The sequence below is a fragment of the Streptomyces sp. NPDC052687 genome, from assembly GCF_040678395.1.
Classification (GTDB): domain Bacteria; phylum Actinomycetota; class Actinomycetes; order Streptomycetales; family Streptomycetaceae; genus Streptomyces.
In genome coordinates this window covers 263574-282010 of the sequence record NZ_JBFATR010000002.1, presented here as the reverse complement: position 1 = coordinate 282010, position 18437 = coordinate 263574, and the positions used below count along the sequence as shown (strand labels likewise).

The 18437-nt window shown below is 71.6% G+C and carries 14 protein-coding genes and 1 pseudogene; 8 read left to right on the top strand and 7 right to left on the bottom strand.

Translation table 11 applies throughout. The annotated features are described in order from the left end of the window. The first annotated feature begins 283 nt into the window (after positions 1 to 283). Entirely contained in the window at positions 284 to 1114 is an 831-nt protein-coding gene (locus AB0K92_RS04135) for an HAD family hydrolase (protein WP_166000964.1), read from the top strand. A gap of 323 nt (positions 1115 to 1437) precedes the next feature. Here AB0K92_RS04135 and AB0K92_RS04130 read toward each other — a convergent pair whose 3' ends face one another. Then, positions 1438 to 2262, bottom strand: coding sequence for an oxidoreductase (locus AB0K92_RS04130; protein ID WP_365919180.1), 825 nt, complete (start codon positions 2260 to 2262; stop codon positions 1438 to 1440). Positions 2263 to 2363: 101 nt separating this feature from the next. On the opposite strand from AB0K92_RS04130, the gene AB0K92_RS04125 reads away from it, so the two are divergent. Further along, positions 2364 to 3344, top strand: a complete 981-nt coding sequence (locus tag AB0K92_RS04125; protein ID WP_365919178.1) for an ATP-binding protein — start codon at positions 2364 to 2366, stop codon at positions 3342 to 3344. 87 nt (positions 3345 to 3431) lie between these two features. Here AB0K92_RS04125 and AB0K92_RS04120 read toward each other — a convergent pair whose 3' ends face one another. Continuing rightward, positions 3432 to 4703: a hypothetical protein gene (locus tag AB0K92_RS04120; protein WP_365919176.1), complete on the bottom strand. Its 1272-nt coding sequence runs from the start codon at positions 4701 to 4703 to the stop codon at positions 3432 to 3434. A 339-nt stretch (positions 4704 to 5042) separates the two neighbouring features. Between AB0K92_RS04120 and AB0K92_RS04115 the strand changes: the two genes are divergently transcribed. Continuing rightward, positions 5043 to 7805 (top strand): SulP family inorganic anion transporter, encoded by a 2763-nt coding sequence (locus AB0K92_RS04115; protein WP_365919174.1) that lies wholly within the window; start codon positions 5043 to 5045, stop codon positions 7803 to 7805. A 126-nt stretch (positions 7806 to 7931) separates the two neighbouring features. Here the strand turns inward: AB0K92_RS04115 and AB0K92_RS04110 are convergent, their stop codons facing one another. Together AB0K92_RS04110 and AB0K92_RS04105 are read right to left on the bottom strand one after the other, a co-directional pair. Then, positions 7932 to 8606 (bottom strand): hypothetical protein, encoded by a 675-nt coding sequence (locus tag AB0K92_RS04110; protein WP_365919172.1) that lies wholly within the window; start codon positions 8604 to 8606, stop codon positions 7932 to 7934. Then, positions 8603 to 9232, bottom strand: a pseudogene (locus AB0K92_RS04105) (sigma-70 family RNA polymerase sigma factor). Before AB0K92_RS04105 ends, AB0K92_RS04110 begins: the two are co-directional and overlap by 4 nt. A gap of 316 nt (positions 9233 to 9548) precedes the next feature. On the opposite strand from AB0K92_RS04105, the gene acs reads away from it, so the two are divergent. The 5 genes from acs (at position 9549) to AB0K92_RS04080 (ending at position 14983) form a co-directional block, all read left to right on the top strand. Next, positions 9549 to 11504: an acetate--CoA ligase gene (acs, locus tag AB0K92_RS04100; RefSeq protein ID WP_365919170.1), complete on the top strand. Its 1956-nt coding sequence runs from the start codon at positions 9549 to 9551 to the stop codon at positions 11502 to 11504. A 217-nt stretch (positions 11505 to 11721) separates the two neighbouring features. Then, a complete protein-coding gene (gene nhaA, locus AB0K92_RS04095) occupies positions 11722 to 13152 on the top strand; it encodes a Na+/H+ antiporter NhaA (protein ID WP_365919168.1) in 1431 nt (476 codons plus the stop codon). 59 nt (positions 13153 to 13211) lie between these two features. Next, positions 13212 to 13700: a phage holin family protein gene (locus AB0K92_RS04090; protein ID WP_365919166.1), complete on the top strand. Its 489-nt coding sequence runs from the start codon at positions 13212 to 13214 to the stop codon at positions 13698 to 13700. Continuing rightward, positions 13697 to 14647, top strand: a complete 951-nt coding sequence (locus AB0K92_RS04085) for an alpha/beta hydrolase (RefSeq protein ID WP_365919164.1) — start codon at positions 13697 to 13699, stop codon at positions 14645 to 14647. Before AB0K92_RS04090 ends, AB0K92_RS04085 begins: the two co-directional genes overlap by 4 nt. Before the next feature lie 153 nt (positions 14648 to 14800). Continuing rightward, positions 14801 to 14983, top strand: a complete 183-nt coding sequence (locus tag AB0K92_RS04080; RefSeq protein ID WP_365919162.1) for a hypothetical protein — start codon at positions 14801 to 14803, stop codon at positions 14981 to 14983. A gap of 13 nt (positions 14984 to 14996) precedes the next feature. Here AB0K92_RS04080 and AB0K92_RS04075 read toward each other — a convergent pair whose 3' ends face one another. The 3 genes from AB0K92_RS04075 to nth all read right to left on the bottom strand — a co-directional run bounded on the left by AB0K92_RS04075 (position 14997) and on the right by nth (position 18174). Further along, entirely contained in the window at positions 14997 to 16196 is a 1200-nt protein-coding gene (locus AB0K92_RS04075; protein ID WP_365919160.1) for a MarP family serine protease, read from the bottom strand. Positions 16197 to 16292: 96 nt separating this feature from the next. Beyond that, the gene (locus AB0K92_RS04070; protein ID WP_365919158.1) at positions 16293 to 16988 is read right to left on the bottom strand and encodes a CoA pyrophosphatase; all 696 of its coding nucleotides are present in this window, start codon (positions 16986 to 16988) and stop codon (positions 16293 to 16295) included. A gap of 67 nt (positions 16989 to 17055) precedes the next feature. Further along, positions 17056 to 18174, bottom strand: coding sequence for an endonuclease III (nth, locus tag AB0K92_RS04065; protein ID WP_365919156.1), 1119 nt, complete (start codon positions 18172 to 18174; stop codon positions 17056 to 17058). Positions 18175 to 18437: the final 263 nt, after the last annotated feature.

The following is an 18437-nucleotide window of genomic DNA, read 5'->3' as shown; positions in this document are numbered from 1 at the left end:
GTCCGACGACTACACGGAGTGATGGATCATGGGCATGCGAAGAGGACGGCCGCAGCCGTCCCAGTGCGGCGCTCAAGGCGCGCCGTGAAGCGAAAAACCCGCCCGGACATGCGACGACCCCCGCCGGGGGGGGAGAGCGGGGGTCGTCCCCACGGCCGACTCGGGGGGGGAGGAGTCGGGCCGGGTTAGCACGGTCGCGAACGATCCGTGACTTCCATGGTGTACCCGAGAGCCCTCTCAGGCAAACCCACGCGCCCCACCTTACGCCGAATGGGCTGCGCATATGCTCAGGGTCGTGGAAAACCACTCCTTGCCCCGCACAGCGGCCTTCTTTGACCTGGACAAGACGGTCATTGCGAAGTCGAGCACGCTCACCTTCAGCAAGTCCTTCTACCAAGGCGGGCTGATCAACCGCAGGGCCGCCTTGCGTACCGCGTACGCCCAGTTCGTGTTCCTCGTGGGCGGTATGGACCACGATCAGATGGAGCGGACGCGCGAGTACCTGTCCCGGCTCGTCCGCGGCTGGAACGTCCAGCAGGTGAAGGAGATCGTCGCGGAGACGCTGCACGATCTCATCGACCCGCTCATCTACGACGAGGCCGCCTCACTCATCGAGGAACACCACACGGCCGGCCGCGACGTGGTGATCGTGTCCACGTCCGGGTCGGAGGTGGTCGAGCCGATCGGCGAGCTGCTGGGCGCGGACCGCGTGGTGGCCACGCGGATGGTCGTGGGCGAGGACGGCTGCTACACCGGCGAGGTCGAGTACTACGCCTACGGCCCGACGAAGGCGGAGGCGATCCGGGAGCTCGCCGCCTCCGAGGGCTACGACCTGTCCCGCTGCTACGCCTACAGCGACTCGGCGACCGACCTGCCGATGCTGGAGTCCGTGGGCCACCCGCACGCCGTCAACCCGGACCGGGCGCTGCGCCGGGAGGCCGTCGCGCGCGGCTGGCCGGTTCTCGACTTCCACCGCCCCGTCCGGCTGAAGCAGCGGCTGCCCGCCTTCTCCGTGCCGCCGCGTCCCGCCCTGGTCGCGGCGGCGGCAATAGGAGCGGCGGCGGCCACCGCCGGACTCGTCTGGTACGCGAGCCGCCGCCGGGCCGATATTTAGTCCTGTTTGAACCTAAAAGTAAAAAGTCGAGCCACTACTTCCGCTTGTTGCCGCGCTGGAGTACAAAGGACTCAACGGCCCGCGAGACCAAGGACATCCGAGAGGATCACCTTAGATACGCAATTGGCCCCACGGACCGAAGCATGAACACCGGGCACCCACGCGACGTCGACCCGTCGATTACGGGCCAGCCGCACCAGGTAAGGGCAAAGACCCCGACCTGATGGGCGACATTCGAGGACGCTTGGTAACTCGGTGATCATGCCTGCGGCGGTACGAGTGCTCGTACCGCCGCAACCCTTTTCGGCGCTCCTTTTTCCGGACTACGCCGCTCCGCGCTGAAGCGCCTCGCACACTGCCGTCGACTCGCGCACGCCCAGTTCGACCGCCTTGCCGCAGTGCGCGATCCAGGCCGCCATGCCCTCCGGGGTGCCGGACAGATAGCCGTCGAACGCCGTCAGATAGGCCTCGCGGCCCAGCTCCGCGTGGCCGACCTCGGCCGGGCACACGGACTTCGGGTCCAGCCCGCTGCCCACCAGCACGATCCGCTCGGCCGCGCGCGCGACCAGGCCGTTGTGGGAGACGAAGGGGCGCAGCGCGAGCAGTTCGCCGTGCACGACGGCGGCCGTGACCAGCGCCGGGGCCGAACCGCCCGCGATGATCACCTCCGCCAGCCCGTCCAGCCGGGCCGACACCTCGGCGGCGCTCGGCAGCGGCTGCCCGATCAGCGGCTCGTCGACCGGCTCGCCCGCCTGGCGCGGCCGGCCCACCTCGTCGGCGTTGTCGGCCGCGGCCACCAGGTGCAGCCGGGCCAGCACCCGCAACGGCGACTGCCGCCAGATGGACAGCAGTTGCCCCGCCTCGGCGGTCAGCCGCAGCGCCGCGCCCATGGTGCGGGACTCGGCGTCACCGCTGAAGTCGGTACGCCGGCGCACCTCCTCCAGGGCCCAGTCGGCGCCGGCCAGCGCCGCCGAGCCCCGGGCGCCGCGCAGGGCCGCCTCGGAGGTGATCTCGTTGCTGCGGCGCCGCATGATCCGGTGCCCGTAGACCCGGTCCACGGCCTTGCGCACGGACTCCACGGACTCGGCGACGCCGGGCAGTGCGCCCAAGGCCGCGAGGGGATCGGCGGTCGCGCCTGTCGTACTCATGAGTACGACATTACGCACCCGGAGCCCTCCACCCCACGAAGGAGTGGTCTTCTTCACGTCGGGCCCACGCGCGCGGTACCCCGTCACTAGGCTTACTGAACATGAAAATTGCTTTCGTCGGGAAGGGCGGCAGCGGCAAGACCACCCTGTCCTCCCTCTTCATCCGCCACCTGGCCACCACCGGCGCGCCGGTGGTCGCGGTCGACGCCGACATCAACCAGCACCTGGGCGTCGCGCTCGGCCTCGACGAGACGGAGTCCGCCGCCCTGCCCGCGATGGGCGACCACCTACCGCTGATCAAGGACTATCTGCGCGGCACCAATCCGCGCATCCCCTCCGCCGCGACGATGATCAAGACCACGCCGCCCGGAGAGGGTTCCCGGCTGCTGCGGGTGCGCGAGGACAATCCGGTCTACGACGCCTGCGCCCGGACGGTGGAACTCGACGGCGGCGCCGTCCGTTTGATGGTCACCGGCCCCTTCACCGAAGCCGACCTGGGGGTCGCCTGCTACCACTCCAAGACCGGAGCGGTGGAGCTGTGCCTGAACCACCTGGTCGACGGCCGCGACGAGTACGTCGTGGTCGACATGACCGCGGGCTCGGACTCCTTCGCCTCCGGCATGTTCACCCGCTTCGACATGACGTTCCTCGTCGCAGAGCCGACCCGGAAGGGGGTCTCCGTCTACCGCCAGTACAAGGAGTACGCCCGCGACTTCGGCGTCGAGCTGAAGGTCGTCGGCAACAAGGTGCAGGGCCAGGACGACCTCGACTACCTGCGGGAACAGGTCGGGGACGACCTGCTCGTCACGGTCGGACACTCCGACTGGGTCCGCGCCATGGAGAAGGGCCGCCCGCCCCGGTTCGACCTCCTGGAGGACGCCAACCGCCACGCCCTGCGCACCCTCCAGTCGGCCGCCGACGCCACGTACGAGCGGCGCGACTGGGAGCGTTACACCCGCCAGATGGTCCACTTCCACCTGAAGAACGCCGAATCCTGGGGCAACGAGCGCACCGGAGCCGACCTGGCCGCCCAGGTCGACCCCGGCTTCTTGCTCCGCGAGACCGAGACGGCGAACGCCTGACACCGGACACCTGACGCCTGACACCCGACGCCTGACGGCTCCGGGTGTCATCCCTTCTCCGCCGGGGCTACTCCTTGTTCGCCGTGGCTACTCCTTGTTCGCCGGGGCTCCGGGTACGCCCTTCGGGGCCGGGGCCGGGCGGGCGGAGAGGAAGGACGGCCAGCCCTGCTTCGGGGCCTGGCCCACCTTCAGGGTGCGCAGCTTCGCGAGGGTCTGCGGGTCCTGGGCGTCCAGCCAGTCCGCCAGTTGGCGGAAGGAGACGCAGCGCACCTCGGGCTTGGTGCACACCCGCTCGATGACCTCCTCGACGGCGCGCATGTACGTGCCGCCGTTCCAGGATTCGAAGTGGTTGCCGATGATCAGCGGCGCGCGGTTGCCGTCGTAGGCCCGCCGGAAGCCGGCGAGCAGGCCGTCCCGCATCTGGTCGCCCCACGCCTCGTACTTGTCGGGGTCGCCCTGGGTGGTCGTGCCGGACTGGTTGACCATGAAGTTGTAGTCCATGGTCAGCTGCTCGTAGGAGTGGCCCGGGAACGGCACGAGCTGCATCGACAGATCCCACAGGCCCTCCTTCTTCCTGGGCCAGACCTGGTCGTTGACGCCGCTGGTGTCGTAGCGGAAGCCCAGCTCGCGGGCGGCGGCCATGAAGTTGTCGCGGCCTTCCAGGCAGGGCGTGCGCGCGCCGATCAGTTCCTTGTCGTAGTCGAAGGGCAGCGGCGCGGCCTTGGTCATGCCGGTGTGGGTCTTCCAGGACTTCACGAAGTGCTTGGCCTGGGTGATCTCGTCCTTCCACTCCTCCACGGACCACTCGCCGACCCCGCCGCCCTTGCCGCAGAAGTGGCCGTTGAAGTGGGTGCCGATCTCGTTGCCCTCCAGCCAGGCCAGCCGCAGTTGCTCGACGGTGTCGGCGATGCCCTGCCGGTCGTTGAAGCCGATGTCGGAGCGGCCCGGTGAGTGCTGCGGCGGCTTGTAGAGGTCGGCCTTGTCCTCGGGCAGCAGGTACACGCCGCTGAGGAAGTACGTCATGGTGGCGTTGTTCGCCCTGGCGACCTTGCGGAAGTGGGAGAACAGCCGCTGGCTGTCCTCGCCGGCCCCGTCCCAGGAGAAGACCACGAACTGCGGCGGCCGCTGGCCGGGCTTCAGCCGCTCCGGCCGGGGCAGGTGCGGCTGGGCCCCGGTGAACGCCGTGGACCCGTCGCCGATCAGCCGGTACGGGCTCTTGGGGGCCTGGGCCACCTCCGGCTTGCGGGGCCCGGAGGTCCCCTCCTTCGCCGCGTCGGAACCGGCCGAGCAGCCGGCGAGCGACACGGCACAGGCCGCGGCGACCACGGCGCCCGCGGCAATCCTCTGGGTGGCGGCCATCATCCGCCCACCTACTTCCTTCTCTCGAGCCGACGCCGCTGGGGCGTTTCGGGCGATGTGCAGCGATATGCCGGAAAAGCCGACAGCGCCGCCAAGGTCGCACGGGACCGAGAAGGAATTAGTACGACAAGCCGATCAAAGGCTCAGTTCACTCTCCGGAGTGATTTGATGACCTATTTGCCGGGATCATCCATGCCTGACCTTTACTCTTGATTACGATTCGTTTACTGAGAGTTGATTCATCCCGCCGCTGCACGCCGTGACTCACGGCCGCGACCGACCCGCCGCCCGGCGGGACCGACCTGTTCCGCGACCGCTGCCCGGAGGAGACGGGAAAACATGTCAGCCTGCGCCCCCACACGCGCCACCGACCCCCACCAGTCGAACCGCGACCACCAGCCGCACAGCCCGCCCACCCGGCGGCTGCGGCGCTTCCGGATCGCCGGAGCCGATGTGTCGGCCTCCATCGCGGTCTTCCTGATCGCCCTGCCCCTGTCGCTCGGCATCGCCCTCGCCACGGGAGCGCCGCTCCAGGCGGGCCTCGTCGCCGCCGCCGTCGGCGGCATCGTCGTCGGCCGGCTCGGCGGCTGCCCGCTCCAGGTGAGCGGCCCCGCCGCGGGGCTCACGGTGGTCACCGCCGACCTCATCCACCTCTACGGATGGCGGACGACCTGCGCCATCACCGTCCTCGCGGGCCTGGCCCAGCTGGGCCTCGGCTGTCTGCGGGTGGCCCGCACCGCCCTCGCGGTCAGCCCCGCCATCGTGCACGGCATGCTGGCCGGCATCGGCGTGACCATCGCCATGGCCCAGCTGCACATCGTCCTGGGCGGCACCCCGCAGAGCGCCGTGCTCGACAACCTGCGGGCGCTGCCCGCCCAGCTGGCGGACCTGCACCCCGCCGCCCTGTCCACGAGCGCGCTCACCCTGGCCCTGCTGTTCCTCTGGCCACGGCTTCCCGGCCGGACCGGAAAGGTGCTGCGCAAGGCGCCGGCGCCGCTGATCGCCGTCGCCGGGGCCACCACGACCGCCTCACTCGTCGGCCTCACGCTGCCCAAGGTGGAGCTGCCGTCGTGGAACAACCACGCGCTGGCGGGACTCCCCGAGGGGCCGGTGCTCGGTCTGATCGCCGCCGTGCTCACCACCACGCTGGTGTGCAGCGTGCAGTCGCTGCTCGGCGCGGTCGCCACCGACAAGCTGGCCGCCGCCCGCCCCGGCCTCACCGGCCGGGTGCCGCGCTCCGACCTCGACCGCGAACTGCTCGGCCAGGGCGCCGCGAACATCGTCTCCGGCAGCCTCGGCGGACTCCCGGTCGCGGGCGTGGCGGTGCGCAGTACGGCGAATGTGAACGCGGGCGCGGTGAGCCGGAACTCCACGATGCTGCACGGCGCTCTCGTGGTGGTCGCCTCGCTGCTGCTCGTCCCGCTGCTGGAGCTCATCCCGCTGGCCTCGCTCGCCGCCCTGGTGATGGCCGTCGGCATCCAGATGGTGTCCCTGAACCACATCCGCACGGTGACCCGTCACCGTGAGGTGCTGGTGTACGCCGCGACCACCACCGGCGTGGTGCTGTTCGGCGTCCTCGAAGGCGTCGCCCTCGGCATCGCCGTGGCCGTCGCCGTCGCCATGCACCGCCTGACCCGCACCCGCATCACCCACACGGAGGAGAACGGCGTCCATCACGTCCAGGTGCGAGGCCAGTTGACGTTCCTCGCGGTGCCCCGCCTGAGCCGGGTCCTGCACCTCGTCCCGCAAGGCACCGACGTGGTCGTGGAGTTGGACGGCTCCTTCATGGACCACGCGGCGTTCGAGACGCTCCAGGACTGGCAGAACACGCACACCGCGCAAGGCGGCACCGTCCAGCTGACCGGCCGCCGCGCCGGCATCCGCATCGCCGAGCCCGGCACTCCGGTGGAGGACGTCGCCGGGGCGGAGACAGCGGACGCGGCCGGTTCGAGCGACTGCCGGTGCCGCCCGTGGACTCCGTGGCGCAACCACCAGTGCGAGTGGGAACGACCCGGGTCCCAGGAGGAGTCGGGTGCCGGTGCGGGCACCGGCCCGGGCCCGGCGGAGTCGGCGTACGGCTCCGAAGGGGCGTACGGCTCCGAAGACCCGGACCGGCCGGAGGAAGAACGGCAGGGCGTGGAGGGCTCGCGGAAGTCGGCGGGCTCGGGCTCACAGGACACCCAGGGCCGGGACGGCCTGGCGGACCAGGACATGCCCCGCGGGAAGGAAGGTGCCGACGGTTCTGAAGAGACCCCCGACACCCACCGTCCCGGCGGCCCCGGCGCCCTCACCGGCCCAGGCGCAGACGCCGACTTCGGTGGCCCCTCCAGCTCGGAAGCCGGCACCGAAGCCCGCACCGAACCGCGCACCCAGGACAGCCCCAGCATCGCCACCACCACCGCGACCGGTGCGAGCACCCGTACCGGCGGTCATCAACTCGCCCGGGGCATCAGCGCGTTCCAGCGGCGTACCGCCCCGCTGGTGCGCGGTGAGCTGGCGCGCCTCGCGCGTGAGGGCCAGCGGCCGGTGCAGCTGTTCCTCACCTGCGCCGACTCCCGGCTCGTCACCTCGATGATCACGTCCAGCGGCCCCGGAGACCTCTTCGTGGTCCGCAACGTGGGCAACCTGGTGCCGCTGCCCGGCGAGGAGAGCGGTGACGACTCGGTGGCGGCGGCCATCGAGTACGCGGTGGACGTGCTGAAGGTGCGGCACATCACCGTGTGCGGGCACTCCGGGTGCGGGGCGATGCAGGCCCTGCTCAGCTCCGAACCCGGCGGCGCGCAGACACCGCTCAAGCGCTGGCTGCGGCACGGGCAGCCGAGTGTGGAGCGGATGGCGGACGAGAGCCGGCCCTGGGCACGGCTCGCCGGGCGGCGGCCGGCCGACGCGGTCGAGCAGCTCTGCCTGACCAATATCGTTCAGCAGCTGGAGCACCTGCGCGCCCACGAGTCGGTCGCCCGCGCCCTGCGCGAGGGCGCGCTGGAGCTGCACGGGATGTACTTCCACGTGGGCGAGGCGCAGGCCTATCTGCTCACCGAGGCGTCCGGCGCGGAGGTCTTCGACCACGTGCCCGAGGCCGAGGATCTGCGCAGCCCGGCCTGACCCGCGCCCGCCCCCGCCTCAACCGCCCCGCGCCCCAGGGCCGCGCGCCTCCCCCGGTCCGCGGCCCTGGGCCCGACGGATCCGCGCCGGCGCCCCCGCCCCGGCCCCGGCCCGCCCGAGTCCCGCTCAGCGGAGGCCGGACGGGTCCGGCTGCGCCGGGCGGGGCTCCGGGGCGACGGGGACGGGATCGCACGGGGCGATCCGACCGTGCACGCCGTAGAAGCCGACGACCCGCTGGACGCTCCCGTCCGGCCGGCGCTGCCCGGTCCTCTCGAAGGCCAGGGAGTCCCCTCGGCGCAGCGTGATCTCCCAGACGGGGCCCTCGCCACCACCGCGGTCGAAGTGGCCCCGGATCGTCTTCCCCCGGGGGCGGGCGCACTCGTAACCGTCCGGCACGTCGTCCACGGCCACGTGGATGCCGTGCTCCGTCAGCCGTTCGGCGAGTTCCCGCTGGAGGGTGCCGCCGAGACCGATGTCGTTCAAGGTGACGGTCACGGTGCCGTCCGGGTGCGCCTCGACCGCGTAGGCCGGGGTCTCCGCCGGGGATCCCGGCATCAGCACCCAGGCACCCGCGACGGCCGCGCAGGCCAGCGCGACGAGGCCGAGCCGCGGCGCGGTGAGGGCCGTACGACGACGGCGGGGTGCCCGGACCGATGCCGACCCCGGTGCCGGAACGGCAACCGCAGGTTCCTGTGTCTCGCGCGTCTCGCGCGTCTCGCTCGCGCGCCGCTCGATCTCGCGGCTCAGCTCCGCGAGCAGCCGGTCCTCGAAGTTCGTGCCCATGGTGTGGCCGGTGGTCATGCCTCTCCCCCGTTCGCTCCGGTGGCGTACGACGTGGTGTGGGTCAGGGACGTGCCGCGTGGCGCGTCGGCGGGCTCGCCCGCCGCCACCCCGCGCACCGCCCGCAGGGTCTTGCGCGCCCGGTGCAGCCGGACGCGTGCCGTCACCTGGTGGATGCCGAGCGCGGCCGCGGCCTCGGCGACGGTGAGCTGGTCGACCGCGATCAGCTCCAGCAGGGCCCGCTCGCCCTCCGGCAGCCGCTCCAGCGCGGCGAGGGCGCGGCGGCCGGCGGACTCGGCGTCGAGCTTGTCCTCCAGGCGGGTGATGTCGTCGGGCTCCAGCAGCCGCCGCCCGGAGATCCGCTGGTCGCGCCGGGTCTCGCGGATCAGGCGCCGGTGCTCGGACGAGACGACGTTGCGGGCGATGCCGTAGAGCCAGGCCCGTTCGCTGCCGAGGCCGGGCCGGTAGGTGTGGGCGGAGTCGAGGACCGCGAGGAACACCTCGGCCGTCAGGTCGGCGACCGAGTGGGCGTCACGGACACGCCGGGCCACGAAGGAGGTCACGGCGTCCACGTGGCGGCGGTAGAACTCCTCGAAGAGCTAGGGATCGCGGACCGCCGCCGCGGGCCCGCCCCGTATGCCGTCCACAGTCTGTTTCCCCTCTCGTCGGGTCGCGCACGGTCAGTGCCTCACCCGTACTTGGCCGCACGTGTGAAAGGCGTTACAGCCGCTGAACTTCGCCCCCGCCGCGTCCGTGGGTACCGATGACCCCCACAGGAACAGACCCCACCGATCACCCCACCCGAACACCCCACCGAACACCCCGCTGATCCCCCACTCGATCACCCCACCAGAACCACCCCACAGGTCTAAACCAATTTCCCGACGACCCTTGTCATCGGCCCCCCGGGTCTGATGAGCTGTGGCCTGGGACACAACGGACACCCTGGGAAAGGGAGATGTCGTGAGCAACGAAAGCCTGGCCAACCTGCTCAAGGAAGAGCGCAGGTTCGCACCCCCCGCCGACCTGGCAGCCAACGCCAACGTCACCGCGGAGGCGTATGAACAGGCCAAGGCTGACAGGCTCGGCTTCTGGGCCGAGCAGGCCCGACGGCTGACCTGGGCCAAGGAACCGACCGAGACGCTGGACTGGTCGAACCCGCCGTTCGCCAAGTGGTTCAAGGACGGCGAGCTGAACGTCGCGTACAACTGCGTCGACCGCCATGTCGAGGCCGGCCACGGCGACCGGGTCGCCATCCACTTCGAGGGCGAGCCCGGCGACAGCCGTTCCCTCACCTACGCCGAGCTGAAGGACGAGGTGTCCCGCGCCGCGAACGCCCTGCTGGAGCTGGGTGTCCGCAAGGGCGACCGGGTCGCCGTCTACATGCCGATGATCCCGGAGACGGCCATCGCCATGCTGGCCTGCGCCCGCATCGGCGCCGCGCACTCGGTGGTCTTCGGCGGCTTCTCCTCCGACGCGCTCGCGACCCGCATCCAGGACGCCGACGCCAAGGTCGTCATCACGGCCGACGGCGGCTACCGGCGCGGCAAGCCGTCCGCGCTGAAGCCCGCCGTGGACGAGGCGCTCGGCAAGGTGGACAACGTCGAGCACGTGCTCGTGGTCCGCCGTACCGGCCAGGAGATCGCCTTCACCGAGGGCCGGGACGTGTGGTGGCACGACCTCGTCGGCCGCCAGAGCGCCGAGCACACCCCCGAGGCCTTCGACGCCGAGCACCCGCTGTTCATCCTCTACACCTCGGGTACGACGGGTAAGCCGAAGGGCATCCTGCACACCTCCGGCGGCTACCTCACGCAGGTGGCGTACACCCACCACGCGGTGTTCGACCTCAAGCCGGAGACGGACGTCTACTGGTGCACCGCCGACGTCGGCTGGGTCACCGGGCACTCGTACATCGTCTACGGCCCGCTCGCCAACGGCGCCACCCAGGTCATGTACGAGGGCACGCCGGACACCCCGCACCAGGGCCGCTTCTGGGAGATCGTGCAGAAGTACAAGGTCACGATCCTCTACACGGCGCCCACGGCGATCCGTACGTTCATGAAGTGGGGCGACGACATCCCCGCGAAGTTCGACCTGTCCAGCCTCCGCGTCCTCGGCTCGGTCGGCGAGCCGATCAACCCCGAGGCGTGGATCTGGTACCGCAAGCACATCGGCGCGGACCGGACCCCGATCGTGGACACCTGGTGGCAGACCGAGACCGGCGCGATGATGATCTCGCCGCTGCCCGGCGTCACCGAGACCAAGCCGGGCTCCGCGCAGCGCCCGCTGCCCGGGATCTCCGCGACCGTCGTCGACGACGAGGCGAACGAGGTGCCCGACGGCGGCGGTGGCTACCTGGTGCTCACCGAGCCGTGGCCGTCGATGCTGCGCACCATCTGGGGCGACGACCAGCGGTTCCTCGACACCTACTGGTCCCGCTTCGAGGGCAAGTACTTCGCGGGCGACGGCGCGAAGAAGGACGACGACGGCGACATCTGGCTGCTCGGCCGCGTCGACGACGTCATGCTCGTCTCCGGCCACAACATCTCCACCACCGAGGTCGAGTCCGCGCTCGTCTCGCACCCGTCGGTCGCCGAGGCGGCCGTGGTCGGCGCGGCGGACGAGACCACCGGCCAGGCGATCGTCGCGTTCGTGATCCTGCGCGGTACGGCGGCGGAGACCGAGGACCTGATCGCCGAGCTGCGGGGCCACGTCGGCGCCACGCTCGGCCCGATCGCCAAGCCCAAGCGGATCCTGCCGGTGGCCGAGCTGCCGAAGACCCGCTCCGGCAAGATCATGCGCCGCCTGCTGCGCGACGTCGCCGAGAACCGCGCCCTGGGTGACGTGACGACCCTGACCGACAGCAGTGTCATGCAGCTCATCCAGGCGAAGCTCCCGGCGGCGCCCAGCGAGGACTGACCGCGCGACCCCGCGAGGACTCACCGCGGCAGCACCAGTGGGGTCCTGAGGGGTGCCCGGCGCCGAGCGTGCCGGGCACCCTTGCCGCGTCTAGGCTGGAGCCAGGTGACCACCGCCACTCTCATTAGATAAGCTAAACAACACGCCACGCGTGAACAGGTGCGCCGGGAAGTCTGGTCGGCAAGCGTTCCATGCTGCCCACCCACCGGAGGTCCCCGTGTCCGCGCCCCGCACCCCCCGCAAGGTCCTCGGCCGGCTCTCCCTCCCCGAGCGGACCTTCGTCGCGAACGCGCTGCGCACCGAGACGGTCGGCGGCGTCCTGCTGCTGGTGGCCGCGGCAGCCGCCCTGGTCTGGGCGAACGTCCCCGCGCTGCGGGAGAGCTACGAGACGGTCAGCCACTTCCACATAGGTCCGAAGTCCCTCGGCCTGGACCTTTCCGTCGCCCACTGGGCGGCCGACGGACTCCTCGCGGTCTTCTTCTTCGTCGCCGGCATCGAGCTGAAACGGGAGCTCGTCGCCGGTGACCTGCGCGACCCCAAGGCCGCCGCCCTCCCGGTCGTCGCCGCGCTGTGCGGCATGGCCGCGCCGGCGCTGGTCTACGTCCTGACCAACACCGCGGGCGGCGGCTCCCTGGCCGGCTGGGCGGTCCCCACGGCCACCGACATCGCCTTCGCGCTCGCCGTGCTCGCGGTGATCGGCACCTCGCTGCCGAGCGCCCTGCGCGCCTTCCTGCTGACCCTCGCCGTCGTCGACGACCTGTTCGCCATCCTGATCATCGCGGTGTTCTTCACCGACACCCTGGACTTCGCCGCCCTCGGCGGCGCCGTCGCCGGCCTCACCGTCTTCTGGCTGCTGCTGCGCAAGGGCGTGCGCGGGTGGTACGCGTACGTGCCGCTGGCGCTGGTGATCTGGGCGCTGATGTACAACAGCGGCGTCCACGCCACCATCGCCGGCGTCGCGATGGGCCTGATGCTGCGCTGCACCACCCGCGAGGGTGAGCGGCACTCCCCCGGCGAGCACATCGAACACCTCGTACGGCCGCTCTCGGCGGGCCTCGCCGTGCCGCTGTTCGCCCTGTTCAGCGCCGGTGTGCCGGTGTCCGGCGGGGCGCTGGCCGACGTCTTCACCCAGCCCGAGACGCTGGGCGTGGTGCTGGGCCTGGTGGTCGGCAAGACCCTCGGCATCTTCGGCGGGACCTGGCTGACGGCACGGTTCACCCGGGCCTCGCTCAGCGACGACCTGGCCTGGCCGGACGTGTTCGCGGTGGCCACCCTGGCCGGCATCGGCTTCACCGTGTCCCTGCTCATCGGCGAGCTGGCCTTCGAGCAGGACCCGGCGCTCACGGGCGAGGTCAAGGCCGCCGTACTGACCGGCTCGCTGCTCGCGGCGACGCTGGCGACGGTGCTGCTGAAGATCCGGAACACCAAGTACCGCCGGATGTGGGAGGCCGAGGAGCGCGACGACGACCGCGACGGCATCCCGGACATCTACGAGCAGGACGACCCGGAGTACCACCTGCGGATGGCCGCCATCCTGGAGCGCAGAGCCGCCGACCACCGCAGGATCGCCCGCGAGAAGGCCGCCGCGCGCCACGCGGTTGCCGAAGTAGCGGGCGGGGCAGGCGAGGAGAACGACGGTCCGGCATGATCTGACGAGACGGTACACAGGACGGGACCGTCCCGTCAGGCAGAAGAGGGAGACCCGCGATGAGCGCACCCGACGGCAGCCCGGTCGGCGCCGAACGCAGCATCGGCCAGCTGTTCGCCACGGCGACGACCGAATTGTCCGCGCTGGTGCACGACGAGATCGCCCTGGCCAAGGCGCAGCTGCGACGGGACGTCAAGCGGGGCGCGACCAGCGGCGGTGCCTTCATGGCGGCCGGTTTGCTCCTGCTGTTCTCGCTGCCGATGCTCAACTTCGCGCTGGCGTACGCCATTCGCACCTGGAGCGGCTGGAACCTCGCCGTCTGCTTCCTGCTCTCGTTCGCGGCCAACGTGCTGATCGCCGGTCTCCTCGCCCTGATCGGCGTCGTCTTCGCGAAGAAGGCGAAGAAGGGGCGCGGCCCGCAGAAGGTCGCCGCGTCCGTGAAGGAGACCGCGGGCGTGCTCCAGAAGGCCAAGCCCCACCCGCGGCCGGAGCTGCCCGCGGACCGCGCGCCCGAGGCCATCGAGCCTGTGGCACGCTCGTCGTCATGACGGAACCCGACACTCCTTCGGCCCAGCCGGCCTCGGTCGTACGGCTCGACCTGCCCGGCGGCCACGAGGTGATCCACCGGGACGTGGCCGCCAACGGCGCGCGCTTCCACATCGCCGAGCTGGGTGACGGGCCGCTGGTGATGCTGGTGCACGGCTTCCCGCAGTTCTGGTGGACCTGGCGGCACCAGCTGGTGGCGCTCGCCGAGGCGGGGTTCCGGGCCGTCGCCATGGACCTGCGCGGCGTCGGCGGCAGCGACCGCACCCCGCGCGGCTACGACCCGGCCAACCTCGCCCTCGACATCACCGGCGTGGTCCGCTCGCTCGGCGAGCCGGACGCCGCGCTGGTCGGGCACGACCTGGGCGGCTATCTGGCGTGGACGGCCGCCGTGATGCGGCCCAAGCTCGTACGGCGTCTCGCGGTGACCTCGATGCCGCACCCGCGGCGCTGGCGCTCGGCGATGCTCTCCGACCCCAAGCAGACCGCCGCCGGCTCCTACATCTGGGGTTTCCAGCGCCCCTGGATCCCCGAACGGCAGCTCGTCGCGGACGACGCGGCCCTGGTCGGGCGGCTCATCCGGGACTGGTCCGGGCCGCGGCTGCCCGACGACGAGGCGGTGCGCGTCTACCGGCGCGCGATGTGCATCCCGTCCACCGCGCACTGCTCCATCGAGCCGTACCGCTGGATGGTCCGCTCCCTGGCCCGGCCCGACGGCTTCCAGTTCAACCGGCGGATGAAGCGGCCCGTGCGAGTGCCGACGCTCCATCTGCACGGGTCCCTCGACCCGGTGATGCGCACCCGCAGCGCGGCCGGCTCCGGCGAGTACGTCGAAGCCCCGTACCGCTGGCGGCTGTTCGACGGGCTCGGCCACTTCCCGCACGAGGAGGACCCGGTGGCGTTCTCCCACGAGCTGATCAGCTGGCTGAAGGACCCCGAGCCGGACCGGTGACGCCGTCCGGCGACGCCCGTGCGTGAGGGTGCCGACGCGGTGGGTGTCCGGACGGGAACGTCTGTACGGGGATCGGCCACATGCCCCGCGCATAGGCCAATTGGCCGCCTCCGGGGCGGTTATCGACCTTCGGGCGGGGGCACACGTCGGGGTATGGGCTGGACGCACGACTACAGTGACGCAGCAGCACGCAACCGCCGCTCGGGCAGCGCCCTGAGCTCCCACCAGCGGGGCACGCCGCAACTCGCGGCGACCGACCCGCGGGTGGGCATCCCGCGCATCCTGCGGCGCCGGGCCCGCTGGGTCTCGGTGCGGCTGCGTCACCCCCGCGGGTGACCCGGCGCGCGCCTCACAGCGCGCAGCTGTCCGTACCCACCTGCTGATTGGCCGTGCGCCCCGCGGTGATGTCCTCCCGGATCTCGTCCACGGTCAGCGCGTATCCCGTCTCGGCGTCGTCCAGCGACTTCGCGAACACCACGCCGTAGACCTCGCCCCGCGGGGTGAGCAGCGGGCCGCCGGAGTTGCCCTGGCGGACGGTGGCGTACAGCGAGTACACATCACGGCGGACCGTGCCCCGGTGGTAGATGTCCGGGCCGTTGGCGGTGATCCGGCCGCGCACCCGCGCCGCGCGCACGTCGTACGCCCCGTTCTCCGGGAAGCCGGCGACGATCGCGTTGTCGCCGCTGGACGCGTCGTCGTCGGTGAACTTCAGGACGGGCGCGTCGAGGTCGGGCACGTCGAGCACGGCGATGTCGCGCTCCCAGTCGTACAGCACGACCGTGGCGTCGTACCGCTTGCCCTCGCCGCCTATCTGCACGGTGGGTTCGTCGACGCCGCCGACGACGTGCGCGTTGGTCATCACACGGCGCTCGGCGAAGACGAAGCCGGTGCCCTCCAGGACCTTGCCGCAGCTCTGTGCGGTGCCCACGACCTTGACGATGGAGCGCTGGGCGCGGGCGGCGACCGGGCTGCCGGCGAGCGCCGGGTCGGGCGGCCGTACGTCGGTGATGGGCTCGTTGGCGAACGGGCTGAAGACCTGCGGGAAGCCGTTCTGCGCGAGCACCGAGGAGAAGTCGGCGAACCAGGTGTCGGCCTGCGCGGGCAGCGCGCGGGAGACGCCGAGGAGCACCTTGGAGTTACGGACCTCCTTGCCGAGCGTCGGCAGCGTGGTGCCCGCGAGGGCCGAGCCGATCAGCCAGGCGACCAGCAGCATCGCCGCGACGTTGACCAGGGCGCCGCCGGTGGCGTCCAGGGCCCGGGCCGGGGACCAGGTGATGTACCGGCGCAGCTTGTTGCCGAGGTGGGTGGTCAGGGCCTGGCCCACGGAGGCGCAGACGATGACGACGACCACCGCGACGACGGCGGCGGTCGTGCTCACCTCCGCGTTGTCGGTGAGCGCGTCCCAGATCACGGGCAGCGCGTAGACGGCGACGAGACCGCCGCCCAGGAAGCCGATCACCGACAGGATGCCGACGACGAAACCCTGGCGATAGCCGACGATCGCGAACCACACGGCAGCGACCAGCAACAGGATGTCCAGCACGTTCACCGATTCAGGCCTCGCCTCGTCATTCTCCGGTCCCACCACTGCGGCCGGGGGTCCGGGGGTCGTCCCCCGGAACACCACGGCGCCTGGGCCACCCTGTCATGCGCGCCAGTCGAGCGGGACCTGCCGCTCGCGGTCCCAGGGGCGCTCCCAGCCGGCGTAGTGCAGCAGCCGGTCGATGATTCCGGCGGTGAAACCCCACACGAGGGCCGATTCGACCAGGAATGCCGGGCCCCGGTGTCCGCTGGGGTGGACGGCGGTCGCGCGGTTGCCGGGATCCGTGAGATCCGCCACGGGGACGGTGAACACCCGCGCGGTCTCCGCCGGGTCCACGACGCCGACGGCGCTGGGCTCGCGCCACCAGCCCAGCACGGGGGTCACGACGAAGCCGCTCACCGGGATGTACAGCTTCGGGAGCACACCGAAGACCTGGACCCCGGCCGGGTCGAGGCCGGTCTCCTCCTGGGCCTCGCGCAGCGCCGCCCGCAGGGGTCCGTCGCCGTGCGGGTCGCCGTCCTGCGGGTCGAGGGCGCCGCCCGGGAAGGACGGCTGGCCCGCGTGCGAGCGCAGGGTGCCGGCGCGCTCCATCAGCAGCAGCTCCGGGCCCCGGTCGCCCTCGCCGAACAGCACCAGGACGGCGGACTGGCGGCCCGCCCCGTCCTCCGGCGGCAGGAAGCGGCTCAGCTGCAGCGGCTCCACGGTGTCGACCGCGCGGACCACCGGGTCCAGCCAGCCCGGCAGCCCTTTCCTGCTGACCACCACGGCTCCGCTCCGCGTCTCACTCGCCCGGCTCATCCCCACCCCCGTCGTCCTGCCGTGTCCAACGCCCGGGGTGCCCGGGATCGTTCCGCCGCGTCTCCCCTCACCCGGCCGCCCCCAGCGGCGGGGCCGGTTTGCCGCCCGCGTCCAGGTAGGCCTGCGGGGGGTTGAGGCGCTGTCCGGGGAAGCCGCCCTTCTCGTACTTCAGCAGCTTCCTCGCCTTCTCCGGGTCCGTCTCGCCCTCGCCGTACGCCGGGCAGAGCGGGGCGATGGGGCAGGCGCCGCAGGCGGGCTTGCGGGCGTGGCAGATGCGGCGGCCGTGCCAGATGACGTGGTGCGAGAGGTCCGTCCAGTCGCTCTTCGGGAACAGCGCGGCGACGGCGGCCTCGATCTTGTCGGGGTCGGTCTCGTCGGTCCACCGCCAGCGCCGGACGAGCCGCTGGAAGTGCGTGTCGACGGTGATGCCCGGGTGGCCGAAGGCGTTGCCGAGGACGACGAAGGCGGTCTTGCGGCCGACGCCGGGCAGCTTGACCAAGTCCTCCAGGCGGCCGGGGACCTCGCCGCCGAACTCCTCCGTCAGCGCCTTGGACAGCCCTATCACCGACCTGGTCTTGGCCCGGAAGAACCCGCAGGGCCGCAGGATCTCCTCGACCTCCTGCGGGTCGGCCGCGGCCAGGTCCTCTGGGGTGGGGTACTTGGCGAACAGCGCGGGAGTGGTCTGGTTGACGCGCAGGTCGGTGGTCTGGGCGGAGAGCACCGTGGCGACCAGCAGCTGGAAGGGGTTCTCGAAGTCCAGCTCCGGGTGGGCGTACGGGAAGACCTCGGCGAGTTCCCGGTTGATCCGGCGGGCGCGGCGCACCAGGGCGGTACGGGACTCGCCGCTCGGCGGGTGCGGGGTGATCGTCTTCGCGGGCGGCGCCTTGCGCACGGCCGCGGTGGCCTTCTTGGGTGCGATGCCGGCCTTCTTCACCGCGGCTCTGCGCACGGGACCGCCGGCCGCGGGGGCTTTGTCGGCGGGGGCCTTCCGGGCGGTAGCCGCCTTCTTCGCCGCAGCCTTCTTGGTGGTGGCCGCCTTCTTCGCCGAAACCTTCTTCGTGGTGGCCGCCTTCTTCGCCGGAGCCGCCTTCTTCGCCGCGCCCTCGTTCCCGGCCGCACCCTCGTTCCCGGCGGCGGTCGCCTTACCGGCGGAAGCCGTCTTCTTCGCCGGGGCCGACTTCTTCACATCCGCCTTCTTTGTCGGCTTTGCCGTCTTTGCCGTTTTTCCTTCACCGCCGGAGGCCTGTTCGCCCACAGCGGAATCGCCACGTACCACCACCCGCGCAGCCCCCTCGGCCTGTGCTCTCACCGGCGATTTGGACACCCGGCCAGCCTAAGGCCCGGCACTGACATCCGCCCGGGCCCCGGAAGATCGGCGCCCAATTGGACCCCTGACGCTTACCCCGGGACACCAGTGCGGCATCCTTGTGACAGATCACACTGTTTGGA

What these genes read in the sequence shown, in the direction of transcription:
- AB0K92_RS04085 (WP_365919164.1), top strand. Translation starts at nt 13,697, where the DNA reads ATGACGGAACCCGACACTCCTTCGGCCCAGCCGGCCTCGGTCGTACGG.
- AB0K92_RS04125 (WP_365919178.1), top strand. Translation starts at nt 2,364, where the DNA reads ATGAAAATTGCTTTCGTCGGGAAGGGCGGCAGCGGCAAGACCACCCTG.
- AB0K92_RS04120 (WP_365919176.1), bottom strand. Translation starts at nt 4,703, where the DNA reads ATGGCCGCCACCCAGAGGATTGCCGCGGGCGCCGTGGTCGCCGCGGCC.
- AB0K92_RS04130 (WP_365919180.1), bottom strand. Translation starts at nt 2,262, where the DNA reads ATGAGTACGACAGGCGCGACCGCCGATCCCCTCGCGGCCTTGGGCGCA.
- AB0K92_RS04080 (WP_365919162.1), top strand. Translation starts at nt 14,801, where the DNA reads ATGGGCTGGACGCACGACTACAGTGACGCAGCAGCACGCAACCGCCGC.
- AB0K92_RS04110 (WP_365919172.1), bottom strand. Translation starts at nt 8,606, where the DNA reads ATGACCACCGGCCACACCATGGGCACGAACTTCGAGGACCGGCTGCTC.
- AB0K92_RS04070 (WP_365919158.1), bottom strand. Translation starts at nt 16,988, where the DNA reads ATGAGCCGGGCGAGTGAGACGCGGAGCGGAGCCGTGGTGGTCAGCAGG.
- AB0K92_RS04135 (WP_166000964.1), top strand. Translation starts at nt 284, where the DNA reads ATGCTCAGGGTCGTGGAAAACCACTCCTTGCCCCGCACAGCGGCCTTC.
- AB0K92_RS04090 (WP_365919166.1), top strand. Translation starts at nt 13,212, where the DNA reads ATGAGCGCACCCGACGGCAGCCCGGTCGGCGCCGAACGCAGCATCGGC.
- AB0K92_RS04115 (WP_365919174.1), top strand. Translation starts at nt 5,043, where the DNA reads ATGTCAGCCTGCGCCCCCACACGCGCCACCGACCCCCACCAGTCGAAC.